The organism is Cohnella sp. GCM10027633, assembly GCF_042675445.1.
GTDB lineage: Bacteria > Bacillota > Bacilli > Paenibacillales > Paenibacillaceae > Cohnella.
The window spans coordinates 911,395-932,012 of sequence record NZ_JBHTGV010000001.1; the positions used below are offsets into that span (position 1 = coordinate 911,395).

18 protein-coding genes are annotated in these 20,618 nt (G+C 60.8%); 4 read left to right on the plus strand and 14 right to left on the minus strand.

Annotation, left to right across the window (positions count from 1 at the left end; genetic code table 11):
* Nucleotides 1-8: 8 nt before the first annotated feature.
* The 4 genes from ACFQZG_RS04130 to uxaC are packed head-to-tail and all read right to left on the minus strand — an operon-like array spanning nucleotide 9 to nucleotide 5,776.
* Complete coding sequence (locus tag ACFQZG_RS04130) at nucleotides 9-1,301, minus strand: Gfo/Idh/MocA family protein (RefSeq protein ID WP_378150188.1); 1,293 nt, start codon at nucleotides 1,299-1,301, stop codon at nucleotides 9-11.
* Between the two features lie 20 nt (nucleotides 1,302-1,321).
* Nucleotides 1,322-2,821, minus strand: a complete 1,500-nt coding sequence (locus ACFQZG_RS04135) for a UxaA family hydrolase (protein ID WP_378150190.1) — start codon at nucleotides 2,819-2,821, stop codon at nucleotides 1,322-1,324.
* Nucleotides 2,818-4,353 carry a tagaturonate reductase gene (locus tag ACFQZG_RS04140; RefSeq protein WP_378150192.1) on the minus strand — a complete coding sequence of 512 codons (1,536 nt, stop codon included), beginning with the start codon at nucleotides 4,351-4,353 and terminating at the stop codon, nucleotides 2,818-2,820. Before ACFQZG_RS04140 ends, ACFQZG_RS04135 begins: the two co-directional genes overlap by 4 nt.
* A complete protein-coding gene (uxaC, locus tag ACFQZG_RS04145) occupies nucleotides 4,340-5,776 on the minus strand; it encodes a glucuronate isomerase (RefSeq protein WP_378150194.1) in 1,437 nt (478 codons plus the stop codon). Before uxaC ends, ACFQZG_RS04140 begins: the two co-directional genes overlap by 14 nt.
* 123 nt (nucleotides 5,777-5,899) lie before the next feature.
* Here uxaC and ACFQZG_RS04150 point away from each other — a divergent pair, with 123 nt between their 5' ends.
* Entirely contained in the window at nucleotides 5,900-6,757 is an 858-nt protein-coding gene (locus tag ACFQZG_RS04150; RefSeq protein ID WP_378150195.1) for a helix-turn-helix domain-containing protein, read from the plus strand.
* Nucleotides 6,758-7,136: 379 nt separating this feature from the next.
* Here the strand turns inward: ACFQZG_RS04150 and ACFQZG_RS04155 are convergent, their stop codons facing one another.
* From ACFQZG_RS04155 to ACFQZG_RS04180, 6 genes are all read right to left on the minus strand, one after another.
* On the minus strand, nucleotides 7,137-8,219 hold the full coding sequence (locus ACFQZG_RS04155; RefSeq protein ID WP_378150197.1) for a glycoside hydrolase family 172 protein: 1,083 nt from the start codon (nucleotides 8,217-8,219) through the stop codon (nucleotides 7,137-7,139).
* Between the two features lie 172 nt (nucleotides 8,220-8,391).
* Nucleotides 8,392-9,261, minus strand: coding sequence for a helix-turn-helix domain-containing protein (locus ACFQZG_RS04160; RefSeq protein ID WP_378150198.1), 870 nt, complete (start codon nucleotides 9,259-9,261; stop codon nucleotides 8,392-8,394).
* 26 nt (nucleotides 9,262-9,287) lie between these two features.
* The gene (locus ACFQZG_RS04165; RefSeq protein ID WP_378150200.1) at nucleotides 9,288-9,512 is read right to left on the minus strand and encodes a hypothetical protein; all 225 of its coding nucleotides are present in this window, start codon (nucleotides 9,510-9,512) and stop codon (nucleotides 9,288-9,290) included.
* A gap of 29 nt (nucleotides 9,513-9,541) precedes the next feature.
* Complete coding sequence (locus tag ACFQZG_RS04170) at nucleotides 9,542-10,324, minus strand: phytanoyl-CoA dioxygenase family protein (protein ID WP_378150201.1); 783 nt, start codon at nucleotides 10,322-10,324, stop codon at nucleotides 9,542-9,544.
* Nucleotides 10,325-10,522: 198 nt separating this feature from the next.
* On the minus strand, nucleotides 10,523-12,010 hold the full coding sequence (locus ACFQZG_RS04175) for an alpha-N-arabinofuranosidase (protein WP_378150203.1): 1,488 nt from the start codon (nucleotides 12,008-12,010) through the stop codon (nucleotides 10,523-10,525).
* Between the two features lie 4 nt (nucleotides 12,011-12,014).
* Nucleotides 12,015-12,332 carry a DUF6171 family protein gene (locus tag ACFQZG_RS04180; protein WP_378150205.1) on the minus strand — a complete coding sequence of 106 codons (318 nt, stop codon included), beginning with the start codon at nucleotides 12,330-12,332 and terminating at the stop codon, nucleotides 12,015-12,017.
* Nucleotides 12,333-12,452: 120 nt separating this feature from the next.
* Between ACFQZG_RS04180 and ACFQZG_RS04185 the strand changes: the two genes are divergently transcribed.
* Together ACFQZG_RS04185 and ACFQZG_RS04190 are read left to right on the plus strand one after the other, a co-directional pair.
* A complete protein-coding gene (locus ACFQZG_RS04185; protein ID WP_378150207.1) occupies nucleotides 12,453-13,232 on the plus strand; it encodes a helix-turn-helix domain-containing protein in 780 nt (259 codons plus the stop codon).
* Nucleotides 13,233-13,238: 6 nt separating this feature from the next.
* Nucleotides 13,239-14,129, plus strand: a complete 891-nt coding sequence (locus ACFQZG_RS04190; protein WP_378150208.1) for an AraC family transcriptional regulator — start codon at nucleotides 13,239-13,241, stop codon at nucleotides 14,127-14,129.
* 70 nt (nucleotides 14,130-14,199) lie between these two features.
* Here ACFQZG_RS04190 and ACFQZG_RS04195 read toward each other — a convergent pair whose 3' ends face one another.
* From ACFQZG_RS04195 to ACFQZG_RS04210, 4 genes are all read right to left on the minus strand, one after another.
* Nucleotides 14,200-15,351 carry a glycoside hydrolase family 88 protein gene (locus ACFQZG_RS04195; RefSeq protein ID WP_378150210.1) on the minus strand — a complete coding sequence of 384 codons (1,152 nt, stop codon included), beginning with the start codon at nucleotides 15,349-15,351 and terminating at the stop codon, nucleotides 14,200-14,202.
* Nucleotides 15,352-15,827: 476 nt separating this feature from the next.
* On the minus strand, nucleotides 15,828-16,367 hold the full coding sequence (locus ACFQZG_RS04200) for a hypothetical protein (protein WP_378150212.1): 540 nt from the start codon (nucleotides 16,365-16,367) through the stop codon (nucleotides 15,828-15,830).
* Nucleotides 16,368-16,400: 33 nt separating this feature from the next.
* Nucleotides 16,401-17,498 carry a Gfo/Idh/MocA family protein gene (locus ACFQZG_RS04205; RefSeq protein WP_378150213.1) on the minus strand — a complete coding sequence of 366 codons (1,098 nt, stop codon included), beginning with the start codon at nucleotides 17,496-17,498 and terminating at the stop codon, nucleotides 16,401-16,403.
* A 106-nt stretch (nucleotides 17,499-17,604) separates the two neighbouring features.
* A complete protein-coding gene (locus ACFQZG_RS04210) occupies nucleotides 17,605-19,587 on the minus strand; it encodes a beta-galactosidase trimerization domain-containing protein (protein ID WP_378150215.1) in 1,983 nt (660 codons plus the stop codon).
* A 145-nt stretch (nucleotides 19,588-19,732) separates the two neighbouring features.
* On the opposite strand from ACFQZG_RS04210, the gene ACFQZG_RS04215 reads away from it, so the two are divergent.
* On the plus strand, nucleotides 19,733-20,605 hold the full coding sequence (locus ACFQZG_RS04215) for a helix-turn-helix transcriptional regulator (RefSeq protein WP_378150216.1): 873 nt from the start codon (nucleotides 19,733-19,735) through the stop codon (nucleotides 20,603-20,605).
* Nucleotides 20,606-20,618 lie beyond the last annotated feature (13 nt).

The following is a 20,618-nucleotide window of genomic DNA, read 5'->3' on the forward strand; positions in this document are numbered from 1 at the left end:
CTCCGTTTTTATTTATGAAACTTCACGAGATCGTCTACGCGGACCGCTTGGCCCGTGCGGATCGAACGGTTGGCCGCGATGCCCGTCAGAATGGACCGGGCGCCGTCGATGTGGTTCGCCGCGCGGTTGAACTCGTCCTCGACCGGCGTGCCGAAAATATCGTTCAGCAGCACCGGATCGCCGCCGCCGTGGCCGCCTTCGCCTTCTTCGATCTCGATCTCGTACGGCGCTTCCCAATGCGGGAACAGGATAATGCGCTTATCCTTGAGCGCGCCTTCGAGCGCCTTGTCGCCGCCGGAGTTGACGTACGATTGCTCGACGATCGTCATTTCGAGGCGACCCTTCGTGCCGTTGAACGCGATGCGGTAGCCTTCCCACGGCATATACGCGTTCAGCGAGTACGTCAGAATCGCGCGGTTCTTGTAGCGGACCATAACGCCCATCGTGTCTTCGATGCTGATGCCGTCGCCGAACACGCTCTGGTCGCGGCGGTAGCCGTCTTCCGCCTCGGCGTCGAGGTACATCGCCTTCAGATGCTCGTTCTCGTCGAGATGCAGCGCGAACGGATCTTCCTTCGCGTTCGGATGTCCCGTCGCGCGCTCGTAGAACTTCGTCACGCCGCGCTGCTCCGCGTTCTCCTTGCCGTAGAACAGCAAGTCGCCGTACGCGAATACTTCCTCCGGCTGCGAGCCGATCCAGAAGTTGACGAGGTCGAAGTGGTGCGTCGACTTATGCACGAGCAGGCCGCCGCCGTTGCGTTTGTCGCGGTGCCATCTGCGGAAATAGTCCGCGCCGTGCATCGTGTTGAGCAGCCATTCGAAGTGAACGGACGTCACTTGGCCGATCGCGCCGTCGCGGATGAGCTCTCTCGCCTTCGTGTGATGCGGCGCGTAGCGGTAGTTGAACGTAACCCGAACGTTGCGTCCCGTCCGCTCGACCGCGTCGAGAATTTCCTGGCACTTGCGCTCGTCGACCGTCATCGGCTTCTCGGTTATGACGTCGCAGCCGAGCTCCATCGCGCGAATAATGTACGTATGGTGCGTCCGGTCGACGCTCGTCACGATGACGGCGTCCGGCTTCTGCTCCGCGATCATGCGGTCGAACTCGTGCGCCTTGTAGGTCGCTACCGGACGATAGTCGTAGTTTTTCTCCAGCAGCTTGTTCGCGTAATTCATCCGCGTCTGGTTCGTGTCGCAGAACGCGGTCAGCTCGGACGTTTCCCGGTATTGCTTCGCGATCGCGCCGTAGAAAAACTCCGCCCGGCCGCCCGCGCCGACGAGTACGTATCTTTTTTTGCTCATGTTAGTTATCCCCCTATGAATTATAGAATGACGCCGTCTTTGAAAATCGCGATTTCCCTGAAACCGTTGCGCTCGCCGTTCGTCCGGACGGTGCCGGAAGCGAGGCCGATGACGTAGTCTAGCAGTTGTTCCGTCAACTCGTCCATGCCCGTGCCGCTTAACAGCCGTCCCGCGTCGAAGTCGATCCAGTGCTTCTTCTTCTGCGCCAATTCGCTGTTCGTCGACATCTTGACCGTCGGCACCGGTCCGCCGAACGGCGTGCCTCGCCCGGTCGTGAACAGGACGATATGCGCGCCGGCCGCGGCCAGCGCCGTCACGGAGACGAGGTCGTTGCCCGGCCCTTGGATCAGGTTCAGCCCGCGCTTGCTCGCGCGGACCCCGTACGGGAGCACGTCGGTGACGCTAGCCCGGCCGCCCTTCTGCGTGCAGCCGAGCGACTTCTCCTCGAGCGTCGTGATGCCCCCGGCTTTGTTGCCCGGCGACGGATTCTCGTAGATCTCTTGGTTATGGCGAATAAAGTATTGCTTGAAATCGTTGATCAGATGCACGACCTTGCCGAACACGTCCTCGTCCGTCGCGCGATTCATCAGAATCGTCTCCGCGCCGAACATCTCCGGCACTTCGGTCAGAAGCGCCGTTCCGCCTTCCGCGGTTACGACGTCGGCGAGCCGTCCGACGAGCGGGTTCGCCGTAATGCCGGAGAAGCCGTCCGAGCCGCCGCACTTCAGCCCGAGCTTCAGCTTGGACAGCGGAATCGGCTTGCGCTCGAACCGCTCGGCGTAATCGACCAGCTCTTCGAGCAGCTCCAGGCCTCTCTCGAGCTCGTCTTCCTCGTCCTGCGACTTCAAGTAACGGATGCGTCCGCCGCCGTCGCCGAGCATCGCCTGCATGCCGTCGATCTGGTTGTTCTCGCAGCCGAGTCCGACGATCAGCACGCCGGCCGCGTTGCCGTGCTCCGCGAGCGCCGCCAGCAGTTGCTTCGTAAAGCTAAGGTCGTCGCCGAGCTGAGAGCAACCGAACGGATGCGCGAAGTGGTAGACGCCGTCGATGCCGCGTCCGGCGAACCGGCTCTCGCCCATCTTCGCCAGCAGCTCGCACGTCTTGTTGATGCAGCCGACCGTATTCAGGATCCAAATCTCGTTGCGGATGCCGACTTCTCCGTTGTCCCGCTCGTAGCCGAGGAACGTATGACCTTCCGTCGGTTGCGGCGCTGCTTCCTCCGTCGGCTCGTACTTATAGTCCAAGATCGCCCCGAGCCCGGTGCGGACGTTGTGCGTATGCACCCATTCGCCGACCGGAATGTCGGCCTGCGCGACGCCGATCGAGTATCCGAACTTATGCACGTGCCGTCCCGCCGCGACCGGACGGATCGCCAGCTTATGTCCGCGCGGCACGTCGCCGAGCGCCGTCACGGTCGTCTCGCCGCCGTTCGTCGGCACGGTCACGCTCGCTCCGGCGGCAATGTCCCGGAGCGCGATCGCGACGTCGTCGTCGCGGTGAAGCAATACCGTATCGCTCATGTGTTCGTCTCCTCTCTTGCCAGGCGAGCCGTAACCGCGTCGGCCAATCCCGGGTAAACCGTCAAGTCTTCTTCCCAAATCTTCGTCTCCGACAGAATGCCGCGTACGCAGGCTGCGATGCTCGCCGCGCCGCTGTCGCCTTCGCCGCCGCGATAATACGGCGACCAGGCTTCCGCGATGAGCGCCAGCAGCGCCGGATCGTCGCGCAGCGGGAACGCCGAGCCGTCCGGCAGCCGCGATTGCGGCGCTTCGCCCGCGACGTGCTCGTGGCGATACAGCCGCAGCAACGATGCCAGCGATTCCGTCAGCACGGCAGGGGCGGTGCCGGTTCTCGCGTAATGCGCCTTCAAGGTCGGCAGCAGCCTGACCTTCCACTTCGACAAGCTGTTCATCGCGATATCGGATAGCTTGTGCTTAATGAACGGGTTGCGGAACCGCTCAAGCGTCTCGTTCGCGTATGCCGTCAACTCGCCCCGATCCAGCGGCAGCCCCGGCACGATCTCGTCGAACAAGCCTTGCATGAACTTCGGCCCCCACGCCGGATGCTCGAGCGCCTCCCGCACTTCGCGGACGCCGTTCGCGAGACCGATCGTCGCCATCATCGTGTGCGTGCCGTTCAAGATGCGAACCTTGCGCAGTTGGTACGGCGCCAGATCGTCCACCCAACGCACGTTCAGCCCGGCGCTTGCGAGCGGCAACCGCCCCTCGATCTCGCCGCCTCCTTGAATCGCCCAGAAGAAGTACGGCTCGGCCGTCGTAAGGAGCGGGTCGGCGTAACCCCACTCCGCGAACAGACCGTCCGCCTCGTCGCCCGGAAAGCCGGTGACGATCCGGTCGACGAGCGTGTTCAGGAACCGATTGGCTTCCCGAACCCAAGCCTTGAACGCGTCTGGCAAGCCCCAATCGTCCGCGTGCTTCAGCACCGTCTCCAGCAACCGCTCGCCGTTGCGGTCGAGCAGCTCGCACGGCAAGTGCACGAGACCCTTGCCCGAATCGCCGTCGAACGTCTCGTAGCGTCGATAGAGGAACGCGGTCAGCTTGCCCGGGAAGGACAGGACGGGCTCGTTCGGCCGCCTTTCGGACGGCTGGTACGCGAGCCCCGCTTCCGTCGTGTTCGAGATAACGAATTCGAGCTCGGGTTCGTCGGCCAGGGCGAGGAATGCGTCCCACTCTTCATACGGATCAATCATCCGGGTCAGAACCGAGATCGTCTCCCGCTCCTCGACCCGGCGCCCGTCCCGGATCCCCCGCACCAGCAGCGTGTATGCGCCTTGCTGCGCCTTCAGTTGATCCATGTGCGGCTTGCCCGTCGGGCGCGGCTGCGTTACCGCGACGCCGCCGTTGAACAACCCTTGCGAATTCGCCGCGTGCAGCATCCAATCCGCGAACCCGCGGAGGAAATTGCCTTCGCCGATCTGCAGCACCTTGATCGGCAATCCGCGTCCGCGGTCGAATCGTTCGCGCTCTTCGGCATCAAGCGCGTCCGGACCGATCAGCGGCAGTCCGGCCGCCGTTCGTTCATGCACGGACATGGCGCTCCCCGCTCCCTTCGCCGAAGCGGAAGTATTGCTCCGCGTTGCGGTAGCTGACGTCCTGCACAAGACCGCCGAGCCAATCCATGTCCCGCGGCGCTTCGCCGCGTTCGACCCATTCGCCGATCAGATTGCAGAGGATCCGGCGGAAGTATTCGTGCCGCGTGAACGACAGGAAGCTGCGGGAATCGGTCAGCATGCCGACGAAGCGGCCGAGCAGGCCGAAGTTCGCGAGCGAGGACAGCTGCGCGAGCATGCCGTCCTTCGTATCGTTGAACCACCAGGCGGAGCCGAGCTGGATTTTGCCCGGAATGCCGCCGCCTTGGAACGAGCCGATAACCGACGCGAGTACGTCGTTGTCCTTCGCGTTAAGCGAATAGACGATCGTGCGCGGCAGCGAGTCGTCGCGGTCCCAAGCGTCGAGCAAGCCGACGAGCGCACCGGCGAGGCGGCCGTCGTTGATCGAGTCGTAGCCGGTGTCCGGTCCGAGCGTCGCGAACATCCGCTTATTATTGTTGCGGTGCGCATGGATGTGCAATTGCATCGCCCACTCGCGCTCGCTATACCATCTGCCGAGCTGCAGCAGCGTGAACGTCTTGTATTTCTCTTCCTCTTCCCTGCTAACGTCCTCGCCGCGCAGTCCCTTGGCGAAGATCGCCGCAGCCTCGTCCTGCGAGCACGGCGCGAACGGCACGTCGTCGAGCGCGTGGTCGGAGACGCGGCAGCCGTTCGCGTGGAAGAACGCGACCCGCTCGCCCAGCGCGGCGAGCAGCCCGTCGTAATCGGAGACGGGACGGCCGACCGCTTCCTCCAGCCGCTTGATCCACGGCAGGAAGGTCGCTGCGCGGATGTTCAGCGCCTTGTCCGGGCGGAACGACGGCAGCACCTGCGTATCGATCGTCGCGTCTTGGCGAATCGCCGCGTGGTACTCGAGCGTGTCCGCCGGATCGTCCGTCGTGCAGATGACCGCGACGCGGTTGTCGCGGATCAGGTCGCGCACGGTGAGGCCTCTGTCGAATACCGCTTGCGTCTTGTCCCAGATCGCCTTGGCGTTGCCTTCGTGAAGGATCTCCTCCACGCCGAACATCCGGCGCAGCTCGAGATGGGACCAATGGTAGAGCGGATTGCCGATCGTCGCCGGCACGGTGCGCGCGTACGCTTGGAACCGCTCGTAATCGGAGACGCCCGGCCCGCCCGTTACGAAGCGCTCCAAGGTGCCGTTCGCCCGCATCGCCCGCCATTTATAGTGATCGCCGTACAGCCACGCTTCCGTCAAGTTCGCGAAGCGTTTATTCTCGGCGATTTCCTTCGGATCCAGATGGCAATGGTAGTCGATTATCGGCATCTTCGCGGCGTATTCGTGATACAACCGGGACGCCGTGTCGTTCGTCAACAGAAATTGCTCGTCCATGAACGGTTTCATCGGTGCGTAAGCCCCTCCCTGAAATCGGTTTCTTTCTTTATCTTAGGACAATATTAGTGCCATGTATTGTCCGTTTTTGCTATAATCGCGATAGATATGATCTTTTTTGCTCTGAGGTGCATGATGATGCAAGCCAAGGAATCGATATACGCCAGATACGGCGACGAAGAGCGCGACTTCTTCCTGGAGCATGCGGCGCGCTACGCGCCCTTCGAGAGGAACAACCACTACCATAGCACGTACGAGATTTACTACCAGCTGTCGGGAAGACGGCATTACTTCATCAAGGACCGCGCCTACGCCATCGCGGCGGGCGACCTCTTGTTCATTAATAAATACGACGTCCATAAGACGTCGATGCTCGGATCTCCGCAGCACGAGCGGATCGTCATGAACTTCAGCGACGCGTTCCTCGGCTCGGACCATCCGCTGTTCCGTCCGGAGCTTCTCGAGATCTTCCACCGGAACCACTACCTCTACCGCTTGAAGCCGCAGGAGCAGATGATAGTCGAGCCTCTGCTGCGGAAGATGGCGGAGGAGACGAAACAGCAAGAAGACGGATTCGATCTCTCGATCCGCCTTCTCGTCGCGCAATTGCTGCTGTATGCTTACCGTCTGGAGGACGCGGACGTCCCGGTTACCGACGACCCGCTGAGCCCGACGCATCGGCGAATCGCCGATATCGTCAAGTACATTAACGCCCACTACGAGGAGAAGCTGCCGCTGGCGGAGCTGTCCGAACGGTTCGCGATGAGCCCGACTTACCTGAGCCGGACGTTCAAGAAGGTGACCGGCTTCACCGTCGTCGGCTACCACAACCTGACGCGCGTACGCGAAGCGCAGCAGTTGCTCGCCAACACGGACGCCAAAGTGACGGACATCTCCGAGAGGGTCGGCTTCGAGCAGTTCGCCCACTTCAACCGGACGTTCAAGAAGGTGACCGGCACGAACCCGACGCGGTATCGCAAATGGAACGGGTGATCGGAGCGACATGCTCTTCGTGCCTTCCCCGCGCGTGTCGATGTTGGCGGTCTCGCGTGAGATGACGCAGCCGTCGGGATGTGTATGATAAACCGACCATATTGTTCTTATCAAGCCTGAAAAGCGAAGTTGTATTCGGTAAATCAAATATAATTCCCGAGATTGAGCGGATGCGTCCGATTATAACTAGAATATCGAATACAATCCCGGAATCGAGTACTCGGCGCGAAATGGATGTGAAAAACCGAATACAATCCCCAATATTGTGCAATCGGCGCAGCGTGTATGTGATAATCGAATACCGAGGGAACAGAGGCGCGAACAGCGCCGATATGAAAAAAACGGACGCCAATCTCGTCGAGATTGGCGTCCTTCTCTTCTAGATCACTTCCCGTACGTCCTTGCCCGGCAGCGGCGGGAAAGGATTGTGAGGCTCCGCCTGATACCAGAACGCCGTCGACGCGATATCGCTCCGCTGCGTCAAGTACGTCCAACCGGCGCGCCAGCCGAGATCCTGGATCGTGACGCGCAGGTCGCTCTCGAACCGGATCGGGTCCATGACGTGCCATCGGTACATGCCGAACCGCTGATTACTGCTGTACAGGCCGTCCGGCTTGATCACTTGGTGCATGCCTAGATAAGCCGTCGAATACGTACCGTACTCGCCGCGCGGATGCTCCCAGTTCCACGCGCCGCCGAAGTAATCCTCCGTCCCCGTGCCGCAGATCGTCGGGAACTCGCCGTCTCCGTCCATAAAGAACTTGATCTCCCCTTCTCCCCACCATCCGTTGTTGTTCACCTGCCAGGCGAGGTACGTGCCGACGAAGTGGCCTTTGCCCGTGATGCCGTCGACGATCGTGTACGGAACCTTGTCGCCGGTCGGATTCTCGCGCCGCCATTGGGCGTGGAAGTAGGCTGCGTCTTCCGGAACGTCCGTCAGCGTGTAGTCGATCTGATAGAACAGCGTCGTCTTCTCCGGCATCGCGTTCTCGACCGTGATCTTCGCCGACCCGCGGAACGGCATCTGCCAATAGCTATTGAAGCCGCCCGCGGGGTTAACCGCGACGGGCAGCGAATTGACGTTGACTCTCTCCCGCCAGCCGTTGCAGAACAGATCGCCGATCGGAACCTCGACGGAAGGATTCTCCTCGCCGTCCCAATACATGCGCACGATCATATTGCGCCACGAATCCGGGTGGCACGTCATCCAGACATGCTGGATCGCGCCCGGCCCTTCGATGTCCGCGATCGTAAGCACTTCGCCCGGCTGGATGTCGACCGAAGGAGACACCTTCCAGCCTTGTCCCAGATACTGCGAGGCATGCGTGCCGGTACCGGCGGTCGCCATGCCTCCTTTGCCCTTCTCGCCCTTGAAGTTCTCCGCGCTGATCGATCTCGTCTTCGCGTTCGACAGCGTCGCCAAGTTGCCCAGTCCCATGTTCAATCCGTTGAAGCCGTTCATCCGTTACATCTCCTTTAGGTGTCTGTCGGTAATCATTCGCTAAGGTAGCCTTACGATTAAGCCGTTCTACGTTCGGCGACGAATCCCTTCCGCCAACCCGCAAGTAGTTATTAAAGTGACAGACTTTCATAAAAAAGACAGCCTTATGGCTGTCTTCGCGCGGCTGCTTCCCCTATGAACGTTCCGATCGCCCGATATACAGATCCTCGGCCCGCGACTTGCGGACGGCGTCCCGGTACTTGCTGGGCAACAGCCCGAATTGTTTCTTGAACTGCTTGCAAAGATAGGAAGCGTCCGTCATGCCGCAGTCCTCCGCGATCGATTCCAGCGTATCGTCGCCGCGCTCGAGCAGCTGCATCGCGCGCTTCAGCCGCATGTCCCGCAGCATCTGCATCGGCGTCAGCCCGTACCGCTTCCGGAACGCGCGGTCCAAGTAATTCGGATTCAGGCTGACGAGCGCGGCAAGCTCGTCCCTTCCGAGCCTCTCCGCCATTCGCGCGGACATCTGGCCGACGAGCCCGGCGAAGCGGTCGCCTGTCGTCTGGTACGCTTCCGATCGTTCGGGACGACCGGCTTTCTCCCAGCCGAGCATAATCTGCTCCAGCAGGACGAGCATGCCGCTCGTCAGCTTCATGTCCCGGAACGTCGCGTTCGGGTCGTTCCATACGGCGAGCAACTTCAGGAACGCGGCCTCGAACTTCGCCGGGTCCGGCACGGCAACGACCGGAGCGATGCGGCACATGAGGAGCAGATCGAATTGATGGGCGCAACGAATGCTCGCCTGCATCCACAAGTGCGTGCCGGATCGATCGGCATGTTCGGAGAAAGGCAGGTTCGGCGGATGAAGCATGACGTCTCCCGCTCGCACGCGTCGCGTCTCGCCTCCCGTTCCGGTCGTTACGTCGCCTTCCTTGACGAAGCTGATGATCCAATTCGGAAATACGCGCCCCTCGATCGCGAGCCGGTCGTACGGCGCCCGGCTGACCGTCTGCAGTTGGACGGACCACGGTCCTTGCGCCCAATCGATCGGATTCGTTGACATCGTTCCATCACCCCGGTACTTCCACGTTACCGCACGTCCCCTGCTTTTGCATAGACCGTCTCCTTGAAATGTTCCGGATTCGGAACCGCATGCCATAGGCCGTTCGCCATAAAAGCCGGATACCGCCTGCAGCCGACGCATTGGTTATGGCAGCGCTCCAGCGCGATGTCCGCCCCTTCGGCGGCCAGCTCGTTCAGCTTGCCGCCGTACCGATGCTGCGTCAAGTTGTTGATGCAGCATGAAATTCTCACGGAGCAGCGATCCTCAGGCCCCGGAACGGTCAACATTGCTCCCGAGGAACGAAGCCCTCGTAGGCGGGCTTGCCGTCCTTGGCGATGAGCGGACCGTTCTTGAACACCTCGCCCGTATCCGGATTGCGCGAGCCGTCGACCGAATATTGGATGACGTAGCCTTTACGCGTCTGGTCCTTTGTCAAGTTAGGCTTGCTGCGATGGAACAGCAGCGAGTTGAACGCGACCATGCTCCCTTTTTTCAAAGGCACCGGAATCCCCTCGACGTCGCCGTAGTAGCAAATAAAGCCGATGTCCGTCCAAACGTGCTTGACGAAGCCCTTCTTATGAGTGCCCGGCTGCACCCAGATGCATCCGTTCTCGATCGTGGCGTCTTCGAGCGCGAGCCAGCACGTCACGTACTCGACCGGATCGGTCGGCACGTAGCCGTTGTCCTGATGCCAAGGGAACTCCCTGTCGCCTTCCGGCCGCTTGTATACCGATTGGTCCCAGTACAGCTTCGTATCCGGACCGAGAAGCGTCGTCGTAATGTCGACGAAGCGCCGATCGGCGATGAACGCTTGCAACCGCGGATCGCGGAAGTTGACGTTCACGGTGAAGTTGATCGTGCCGGCCGCGCTGATGAAGTCTTCCTTCTTCTTCGCCTGCAGCTCCCGCTCGGACGCTTCGTCGAACGCGTCGATGATGCCGCGGACTTCGTCGATCTCCTCCGCTCCGAACAAATCCTCGAACACGATGAAGCCTTGCTCGTCGTATTGCTTCAGTTGCGCCTCGGTCAATCGGACCTGCGCGCCGGAATTCGCGATGCTCATCGGAACAGCCCCTTAAGATAAGATGGATGATGAATCTTATCCTCATTGTCCGTCATCGCCGCCGCTTACTCCATGAAGGAATTCCACCATTCTCGGTACGATTTACGCCTGGCGGAACGGTCCGGGCGGAGCGCCCTATAGAACGACGATCGCCCCGGAGCGCATGGGCGCCTCGGGGCGATTCGTAACGTATATGGATTACTTCGGTTCCATGCGGAAGACCGCTACGGACGCCGGAGGAAGAACGACTTGCATGGTGCCGTTCGACAGCTTCGCGCCTTCGTATGGAACGGGCTTAACCGCTTCCGGCTGCTCGAACGTGTTGTGCGCCCCGTTCGAATCGGCAGCCAACAGCGTGCCGACGCAATCGTGATCTCCCACGACGCCGCGCAGCTCGAGCGACACTTCCGCGCCTTCCGAAGGGTGCATATTGTACAGGCTCACGTGCACGACACCGTCCTTCTTGGACGCCGTGACGCCGACCCGCGCGAGCGAGCCGCTCTCGCCTTCGACCGCAAATCGTCCGAATTCGCCATGGACCGCCAACGCTTCGGCGTCTTGGTGGACGTTGTACATCTTCATGACGTGATACGTCGGCGTAAGCAGCATCCGATCGCCTTCCGTCAGCACGACCGCTTGCAGCACGTTGACCATCTGCGCCAAGTTCGCCATCTGAACCCGGTCGCTATGCTTATGGAAGACGTGCAGATGATACGCGGCGACGAGCGCGTCGCGCATCGTGTTCTGCTGGTACAGGAACCCCGGGTTCGTCCCCGGCTCCACGTCGAACCACGTGCCCCATTCGTCGACGATCAGGCCGACTCGCTTGTCCGGATCGTAACGGTCCATGACGGTATTGTGCCGGGTCAGCATCTCGTCCATCTTGGCGGCCTTCTGCATCGTAACGAACCAATCGCGCTCGCCGAACTCGGTGGCCGAGCCTTTGTTCTGCCACGTGCCCGGAACCGTGTAGTAGTGCAGGCTTAGGCCGTGCATATGGCGCTCGGACTTGTTCATGAGCACGTCGGTCCACTTGTAATCGTCCGAGTTCGCTCCGCCGGCGATCTTATACAGCTTGTTGTCGCCGTAATTGCGCGCGTACGTCTGGAATTGGTTATACAGGTCGGCGTAGTATTCCGGCAGCATGTTGCCGCCGCAGCCCCAGTTCTCGTTGCCGACGCCGAAGTACTTCAGCTTCCACGGCTTGTCCCGGCCGTTCGCCCGGCGCAGGTTCGCCATCGGGGAATCGGCGTCGCTCGTCATGTACTCGACCCACTCGGACATTTCCTGCACGGTGCCGCTGCCGACGTTGCCGCAAATGTACGGCTCCGCACCGATCAGCTCGCACAGACGGAAAAACTCGTGCGTGCCGAAATGGTTATTTTCCACGACGCCGCCCCAATGGGTATTGATCATCATCTTACGGTCGGCCTTCGGGCCGATGCCGTCCCGCCAATGGTACTCGTCGGCGAAGCAACCGCCGGGCCAGCGAAGAACCGGAACCCGGAGCTCGCGCAGCGCCTCGATCACGTCGTTGCGAAGGCCGTCCGTATTCGGAATGTCGGACTCTTCGCCTACCCATAGCCCCTCGTATATACACCTGCCCAAATGCTCCGCGAAATGCCCGTAAATGTTACGATTGATCGTTCCTACCGTCCAATCCGCATGTACGACCGCTTTCATCATGAACTCATGCCTCCTCGTTAAGTGTCGCTGCGGATGTCCAGCGAAGCCGCGCGTTTCCGTTCGGGTGCGGACATCCTTTGTCTTTGAATACGGCTCTCACTCGGACGAAGCAGCCGCAATGCATGCAGGTCGATTCGTACGCCAGACTGTCGCACGTCCGGCAAGCTTCGAGCCGCGATGCGTAATGCTCGTCCGATACCCGATGCTCGGGCCGGATTCTGGCGATCAGCCGCCCGATCTGATCCTCGCCCGCATGGACGCTGGCCGAGCAGCCTTTGCAGCCGTCCCTGGCGGACGCGTTCGCTTCGGCGATATCGATCACCCCGGCTTCTTTCGTAGAATCAACTCGATTGTAAAAGATTGAGGTAGGCGCAACAATCGATTATGATAAGAAATACTAACCTTTCGTGCTTTTCGCTTAGACGGAGATAGGGGATGCGCGATGATTCGATTGGTGAGCTGCGGATACCGTTACGTGCACCCGAAAGGACTTACGATTGATCGGCCGAACGGCGCCGGCAATTATGCTTTCGTCCTGTTCAAGAACAGGTCGGAAGTCGTCCTGAACGGCGTGTCGCAAGTCGCCGAGGGCGGTTCCTATATTCTGTACCGGCCCTCTACGCCGCAATTCTACAAGGAATCGGACATGCCGTTCGTCAACGATTGGTTCCACTGCGAAGGAGAAGAGCTGGAGGAGCTGCTGAACGAGGCAGGCTTCCCGCTCGACACGCTCGTGCAAGCGGTCGATCCGTCGATGATTACGCGGGGCGTCGTGGAGCTGCAGCGCATCCGCAAGCTCGGCGGCCCGGTCGGAGAGCGCGTCGTCGACGCGGAGCTGCGGGCGTTCTTCCTGAAGCTGTGCCAGCTGCGGGAGCTCGGAAGTCTGCCCGACCAGCCGGGCCGCTATTACCGCCGGTTCTCGGAGCTGCGGGACGAGCTGTACCAGACGCCGCAATGGCAGGCGTCCGTCGAGGAGCTGGCCGCTCGCGTGAACTTGAGCAAGTCGTATTTTCAACATCTCTACAAGGATCTATTCGGTTGCTCCGTCGGTACGGACCGGATCAACGGCAGATTGGAGTACGCCAAGTACTTGCTCGCGAACAGCACGCTGTCCGTCTCCGAGATCGCCGCGAGGTGCGGGTACGAGTACGACACGCACTTCATGCGGCAATTCAAGAAGTTCGTTGGCGTCACGCCGGGGCAGTTCAAGTCGGAGGTGTAGCATCGCATGCGTACGTTGTTCGATCCGGTTCTGCTGCAAGGCCGCCCGATGCAATTCGAGCCCCGGACGCGCTCGACCTCCGGGTACCCCGGCTATTACCATTGGCACGAGTGCTGCGAAGCGCTGTACGTTCACGAAGGCAACGGGTTCGTCATCGTCGATCAGAAGACGTACGAGATGCGCCCGGGACGGCTGTTCTTCTTCCAGCCCTATCAGCTTCACAAAGTGTTCGCGAACGTCAGCGAGCGCACGCCGTACGAGAGAACGCTCCTGTTCTTCGATCCGTTGTTCTTCGACCGGGCGCTGCAGCCGTTCCGCGCTCGCCGCGCGTTGTTCGAGCATCTATGGAAAGGCCGGCTCGCGTCGGAAGCGATCGACCTGGAGGCGGAAGCCGAATTCGTCGGACGGCTGTTCGAGCGATACGGCAACAAGGTTCGGGCGAACGAACGCCCGCTGAGCGAAGAAGACATGACGATGCTCATGCTCCAACTGCTCGAGGCGATGCCGACCGACGGTAATTCGATCGGCGCGGCAGGATCTCCAAGGGACATCCGTCCGTTCTCGCACGCGGAGAACGCGATGGCATGGATCGAGCAACATTATTCGGAAGATTTCCGGCTCGAGGACGTCGCGGAGGCACTTCACCTGTCCAAGTTCTACTTGTCTCGGTTATTCCAACGCGAGACGGGCAGCAGCTTGTCCGACTACGTCGTCGCCCGCCGCGTCAAGCAAGCGTGCCGGTTGCTCGACACGACGCCGCTGGCGGTGGAGCGGATCGCCGCCGACGTCGGTTACCCGAACGCGTCGTACTTCATCCGCGCGTTCAAGAAGATGATCGGCACGACGCCGCACAAGTACCGCAACGCCTCGAGGCAAGCCTTCGAGACCCGCGAATAGCGAAGCGAGCCCCTGGGAAGGAGGCTCGCTTCTCTTGTTCGTCGTGCGGATTCGCCTTTTTCGCGCTAGATTACCACAAGTACAGATCGTCGCCCTTCAGCTTGAATACGGCTTCGATGAAGTAATAATCCCCGTACACGATCGGATGGTGGTGACGCGGCCGGTGATACGCCTCCGAGCCGAATTGCACGATCGCGTCTGACGACTCGGACCAGTCGCAGCGTTCATCGACCGCCTTGAGCAGCTTCAATGCCGCGCTTAGATACGACGCGCTCTCGAGTACTCCGACGGACTTGGCGATCTCGATCAGACCGCACGCCGCGATCGTCGCCGCCGTATCGTCCGTCAGCAGCGGCTCGGCCGGCTGCCTGAAATCGACCGGAATACGGCCGTCGTCCGGAATGTTCGCCATGAAATAATGCGCGATCCGCTTCGCCGCCTGCAAGTAGGCGTCGTTGCCGGTATGTCTGTAGCTCATGTAGAAGCCGTACAATCCCCACGCTTGCCCCCTCGTCCACGAAGAACCTTCCTCGTAGCCTTGTCCCCCGTACGTTCGAACGACGCCGCCGATCTCGGGATCGAACTCGACGATATGGTTGACCGATCCGTCCGGCCGGACGAAGGCGGACAACGTCGTGTCGGCGTGCTTGGCCGCGATCTGCTTGAAGCGCGGATCGCCCGTCTCTTCCGACGCCCAGTACAGCAGAGGCAAGTTCATCATGCAGTCGATGATCGCCCACCCGCGCGTATCGCCTTCGCCGTGATCGTTCCAGGCGCGGATAAAGCTTCCGGCCAGGTTGAACCGTCCGGCTAGCAGGTTGGCCGCATGCAGCCCTCTTCGGCGCGAATCCGGATCGCCCGTCAAGCGATAGCTCGCGACGGACGTCGGCAGCCACATGAATCCAACGTCGTGGTGCAAGTCGTAGAAGAGATCGAAGCAGCGGTCCAAGTGCGTCTCGGACGCTTTCGCGGCCGCCGCGTACTTCCCGTCACCCGTCTCGTGATACAGCTGCCACATCATGCCGCCCCAAAAGCCGTTCGTCCACCAGCAAATGTCCCCGGTCCCGTCGATCGCCGCGCGGTCGTCATGCGCTCCGTTCACGGTCGTATACGGAATTTTGTCGCGCGACTTGACGCTAACCCAGTCCATCTTCGACTTGATCTTCCCGATCGTGTCATCCAGCCAGCGAAGATCCACCTCGTTCAACTTGCCGTTCGCCATTTCCGCTCGTCCCCTTTTCGTATCACATTGGAATTCTTATGAACATTATAGAGGGTGTCCGGGCGGATAAGTGGTCTAAAAAGGCTCGAAAATGTTCATAAATTGCGCAACGAGGATGGTGTGACGGCGATATCCGGCGGTTTAGCGCCATGTGGTAACGTTAAACCGGGGCAGTGGCGGCAGCTGCAGGTTTAGCGCTATGTGATAACGTTAAACCGGGGCAGTAGCGGTATACCGCGGTTTAGCGCTATTTGATAACGTTAAACCGGGGCAGAGGCGGTATCCCGCGGTTTAGCGCCATGTGATAACGTTAAACCGGGGCAGTAGCGGTATACCGCGGTTTAGCGCCATGTGATAACGTTAAACCGCGGCAGTGGCGGCAGCTGTAGGATTAGTGCCATGTGGTAACGTTGTAGCCAGCTCGCCTGCGCATAGACAGAAAAAGACGGCGCATCCGCGCCGCCTTCCCTATTCCGCTATCGCTCTTCCTTCGAACCCGCCGTCTCCCATCGGTGCGCATACTTAGCTAGCCGCGGATGGAGCGCCGCCGGTTCGTGCGTCAAGACGAGCCGGATGCGGACGATCCATTCCTCGAACGAAGAGAACGAAGCGAACGAATTCGCGATCTCCGGCGAGACGAACAGAAAATGCGGGCCTGGCAGCGTCTCCGTCCAATGGCGGAGCGATGCTTCCATCGGCGTATACTTCTTGCGTTTGCCCTCCCAGCCGTCGATCGTCACGTTGCCGCGGCGACCGAACTCGCTTACCCACTGGACGAGCAACTTCTCCCGTCGATAATACGGACTTACCGGCGACTTGAACATTCGCTTCGCGGTCTCCTCGTGGATCGGGTGAAGCACGAGCCTCGCGAACGACCGGTCGCGCGCGAACGCGGCGGCTGCCGCGATCCCGTCGTCCGTCGCGTCCTCGAACGTATCGTAATAGACGAGCGTCCCCTTCTCCCGCTCCGGCGGCGGCTCATAGCCGTAGGGTACGCGCTCCGTATCGCGACTCAATACGTTTCCTCCTTAACCGATAACCCGCTCCGGTTACACTTCATGGTCGGCGAGCCCGATCGGCATCGGTTCCGGCCGCGCGCACGTCGTCTTCATCCGGTAATGCGTCTCTTGCTCGGACGAATCGTGGAAGCCGAACATCGCTTCGAGCACGTGGTAGCCAAGGTCTCCGCTGGCCCGATGATCGCGGCCGGTCAAGATCGCCTTCGCCATCTCCGCGGCTCCGACGCCGCGCGCGTTCTCGGACTTGCCGTGCGACAGCGGAATATCCGACCATTCGCTCGAGCCGGCGCGGCAGATACGAACCGGACCGCCGAACGTGTTCGGGTCGGGAACGAGCAGCGTCCCATGGCTGCCGTATACTTCGATACGCGGCAGAACGGAAGGCCCCTTCACGTCGAAGCTCGTCAGAATCGTACCGACAGGTCCGGATTCGAAGTCGAGAATGCCCGCGACGTGCGTCGGCGTCTCGACCGTCACCTTCTTGCCGAAGTTCGGCTGGCTCGTGATCGTGCGCTCCGGATAAGAGATTCGCGCCGATCCCGTCACGCGCCTGATCGGCCCGAACATCGCGACCATCGCGGTCAAGTAATAAGGTCCCATGTCGAACATCGGACCGCCGCCCTTCTGGTAGAAGAATTCCGGCGCCGGATGCCAGCCCTCCGGACCTCCTCCGAGCATGAACGCGGTCGCCCCGATCGGCGTGCCGATCCAGCCGTCCTCGAGCAGCTTGATGGCCGTCTGGATGCCGCCGCCTAAGAACGTGTCCGGCGCGCATCCGACCCGCAGGCCGAGCCGCTTCGCCGTCTCCATCACTTGCGCCGCTTCCTCGCGAGTCGCGGACAGCGGCTTCTCGACGTATACGTGCTTGCCCGCTTCGAGCGCTTGGATACATACTTTGGCGTGCGCTTGCGGTATTGTCAGGTTGATGATGAGCTGAATGTCCGGATCGGCCAGCATTTCTTCGACCGAATAGCCTTTGACGCCGTGCTCGGCCGCCTTCGCCTTGGCGCGTTCCACGTCGAGATCCGCGCAAGCGACGATCTCCAGCGACTCGAACCGCTTGCCGTTCTGGAAGTAGATGCCGCTAATGTTCCCCGTGCCGATAATGCCTGCTTTAAGCTTCTCCACCGACTACCGTCTCCTCTGCGCGTGCGAAATGTATTGTTGCAATACCTCGATTATTGCACAGCGAGTCCGATATATACATCCTCTAAACGGTATAGATTTGTCGCTTTTATTGCTCTTTCGTCTGCACGACGATCATCTGATGGCACGTCAGATCCGGTACGCTGAACTGTACGAAGCCGTCCCGCGCGTCGTAAGCCAGCTTCTCGCCTTGCGGAGCGAGCACGACGCTCTCCACGTTGCCAGTCAGCCGCAACGTCACCTCGGTATCGTACACCGGCAACAGATCCTCGATCACTTCCACGCCTTCGCCGCGCCGGACCGGAGACGCATAGAGCAAGTGAACGACGTACCTGTCGTCCGCGGCCTGGCGTTGCACCGTCGCGATCCCTTGCGCGGGCAAGCTCGTCCGAAGCGTGCGCGATTCGCCGAGCAGCCGATCGATGGCGTAGAGCACCGTTTCCTTCAATACCAAGCTGCCTTTCGTCGCGTAATCCTCGAACACGTTCCAAGCGATATAGATGCCGTTGCCGCTCTCGATCATGCCCGGACCGACGGGTTGCTTCGCGTTCGGCGTATGCTGGTGCGAGCTGAACGCGAACACGTCGCGGTTGAAGTACGGATTCTCCCTGACGCCTAGCGCGACGCCCCCATCCAACTCGACCCGCTGGCCTTTGCCGTAGAAGACGAACGCCGCGCCGGCGAGACTCGTCAGCTCGAACGCGGGCCGGAAGTAATCCGGACGGTAACCGTTCTCGCCGAGCCACTTCGCGCCGAGATCGATGGCGAACGCTTCTCCGGACGCGTCCAGACCGGAACGGCCGGTCGCCAGCACTTTGCCGCCGCCCGCCAAGAAGTCGTTCACCTTCGCGGCGAGCGCCGGAGTCAATGTCGCTTCGTCCGGCAGAATGACGACCTTGTAAGGACGGAAGTCCGCTTCCGCGTCGACGACGTCGAACAATACTTTACCTTCGAGCAGCATCCGCACGGCCCCCGCGTCGGAACGTCCCGTGAAATCGGATTGGTCGTTCGTCGCATGCGCCCCGATCGCTTCGAGCGACAGCAAGGCGACATCCGCGACGTTGGACGCGCCGACCACCCATGCTTCCTTCTCCGCGACTTCCCGATAGGCCGCCCCTATGAGCTTGTACGTCGCTTCGTCCATGAGGCCGTCCGGATGCAATTGGTCGCCGACCGAGATGCGCGCGCCGTTCGCCAAGTTGAGCGCCGCCTCGTACCGAAGCGCGTTCGGATGCTTGTAGCCGCCGAATTCCCCCCACGACGTGTGGAATTTACCCGTCATGCCGAGGAACTCCATGCCGAGCGTCTGGGCGTACCGGGCCGACAGCGGGAAGTGATCGTAGCCCCAGCCTCCGGTCGGCAGCGATTCGAGCTCGAGATGGGTATTCATCCTTGCGAGATCTCTTCTGCCTCTGCGAATATGACCCCCGTTATGGAAAATGCCGAGTCCCGGCTTGATGCCGTGGATGACTTGGCTTATCTTCTCAGCGTAAGTTGCGTACGTACGCTCGCCTTGCGCCAGGATGACGGCCGGGTCGCGGGGATCCAAGCCTGCAGCGCGAATATCGCGAACGCAATATTGGCAATAGCAACGCTGCACGCCGACGATGTCGAGGAAGATGCCGTCGGCATCATAATGGCGCACGACTTCCTCGACCTGGGCGAGCAGAATATCCAAGTAAGGAGTATTCATGCAGAACAGGTGATAGCCCGGCTGCATGAAGCCTTGCACCCATGTCGTCCGATCGTCCTTGTCGCGAACGAGCCACTCGGGATGCCGCCGCGCCAGTTTCTCGTCCAGCCCCGCGGATAAGTAGACAGGCGTCTTCACGCCGATCTCGTGAGCCGCTTCGATCATCGCGCCTAGCAAGTCGAAGTCGAGCCCGGGATGGCGCTCGTTCGCTTCCGACGGGTGGTACGCCCAACCGTGGTGGCACTTGGAGAAAACCGTTATGGAATCGACTCCACCTTCGAGTAGCATGGATTGGAACTGTTCCTTCGAGAACCGGCTGCCGATTCCCGCAATCGCTTCCGACGTATGGAAATCGAGATGTACTTGTCTGAATCGCATCGTATCTCTCCCTTTCGGTGTTCCTACCCTCTTAATGTAGTCTTAACGCCACAGGATCCGATAGGGAAGAAACCGACTTGCCATAGCACGGAATCGACGTTACGATTGGGCATAGAGATACCGTGATAATAGAGGGGGATGACGGATGGATTGCTTGGAGTTGAACTATCCGCCGCTGCCGCAATTCATGACCGTCGGACATTCCGTCTGGCAGCCGGGCATGCAGCATTTCGAGCGGACGTTCAACGTCTACGATCTGCTCTTCGTCAGGACAGGGACGCTGTACATGCGGGAGGAAAATACCGAATACGCGATCGGTTCGGGCGACTTGCTCGTCCTCGAGGCCGGCAAGCCGCACGCCGGATATCGCCCGTGCGAGGAAGATACGGAAGTGTATTGGGTGCACTTCCTTCACGAAGGCGGCTCCCGGCTCGTCGACAATCGCCAGATCGTCTGGAACGCCGTGCTGCCCGCGGGCACCGACGCGGACAGCTCGCCTCGGCAATACGCGATGTACTTGCCGAAGTGGGCGAAGTTCGACGCGGCCCTCGTCGTTCCGGTGCTGGACCGGATGATCGCCGCCTCGCGATCGCTTGACGTCCGGAACGGACTCGCGCTGCACGCCGGGCTGACCGACTTGCTGGTCGCGCTGCAGCAAGGGCTTCGCCCCGAATCGAAGGCTTCCCCTTCGCTCTTGCTGAGCCGGAAGCTCGAAGCGTATTTGCGGGAGCGCGCACGAGAGCCTTACGCGGATATTCGTCTCGAGCGGGAATTCCACTTCAATGCGGAGTACTTGTCCCGCTGCCTGAAGAAGCATACGGGCATGACCCCGACGCAATACGTTCACTATTGGAAGATCGAGGAGGCGAAGAAGCTGCTCGCCGCGACCTCCATGCCCGTGCCGCTTATCGCGGAGACGGTCGGCGTCAGCGACTACAACTACTTCATCCGGCTGTTCCGCGCCAAGACCGGCGCGACGCCCGGACAATACCGTAGCAGCCGGCTCGGGCTCACGTAAACAAAAGTCGAAG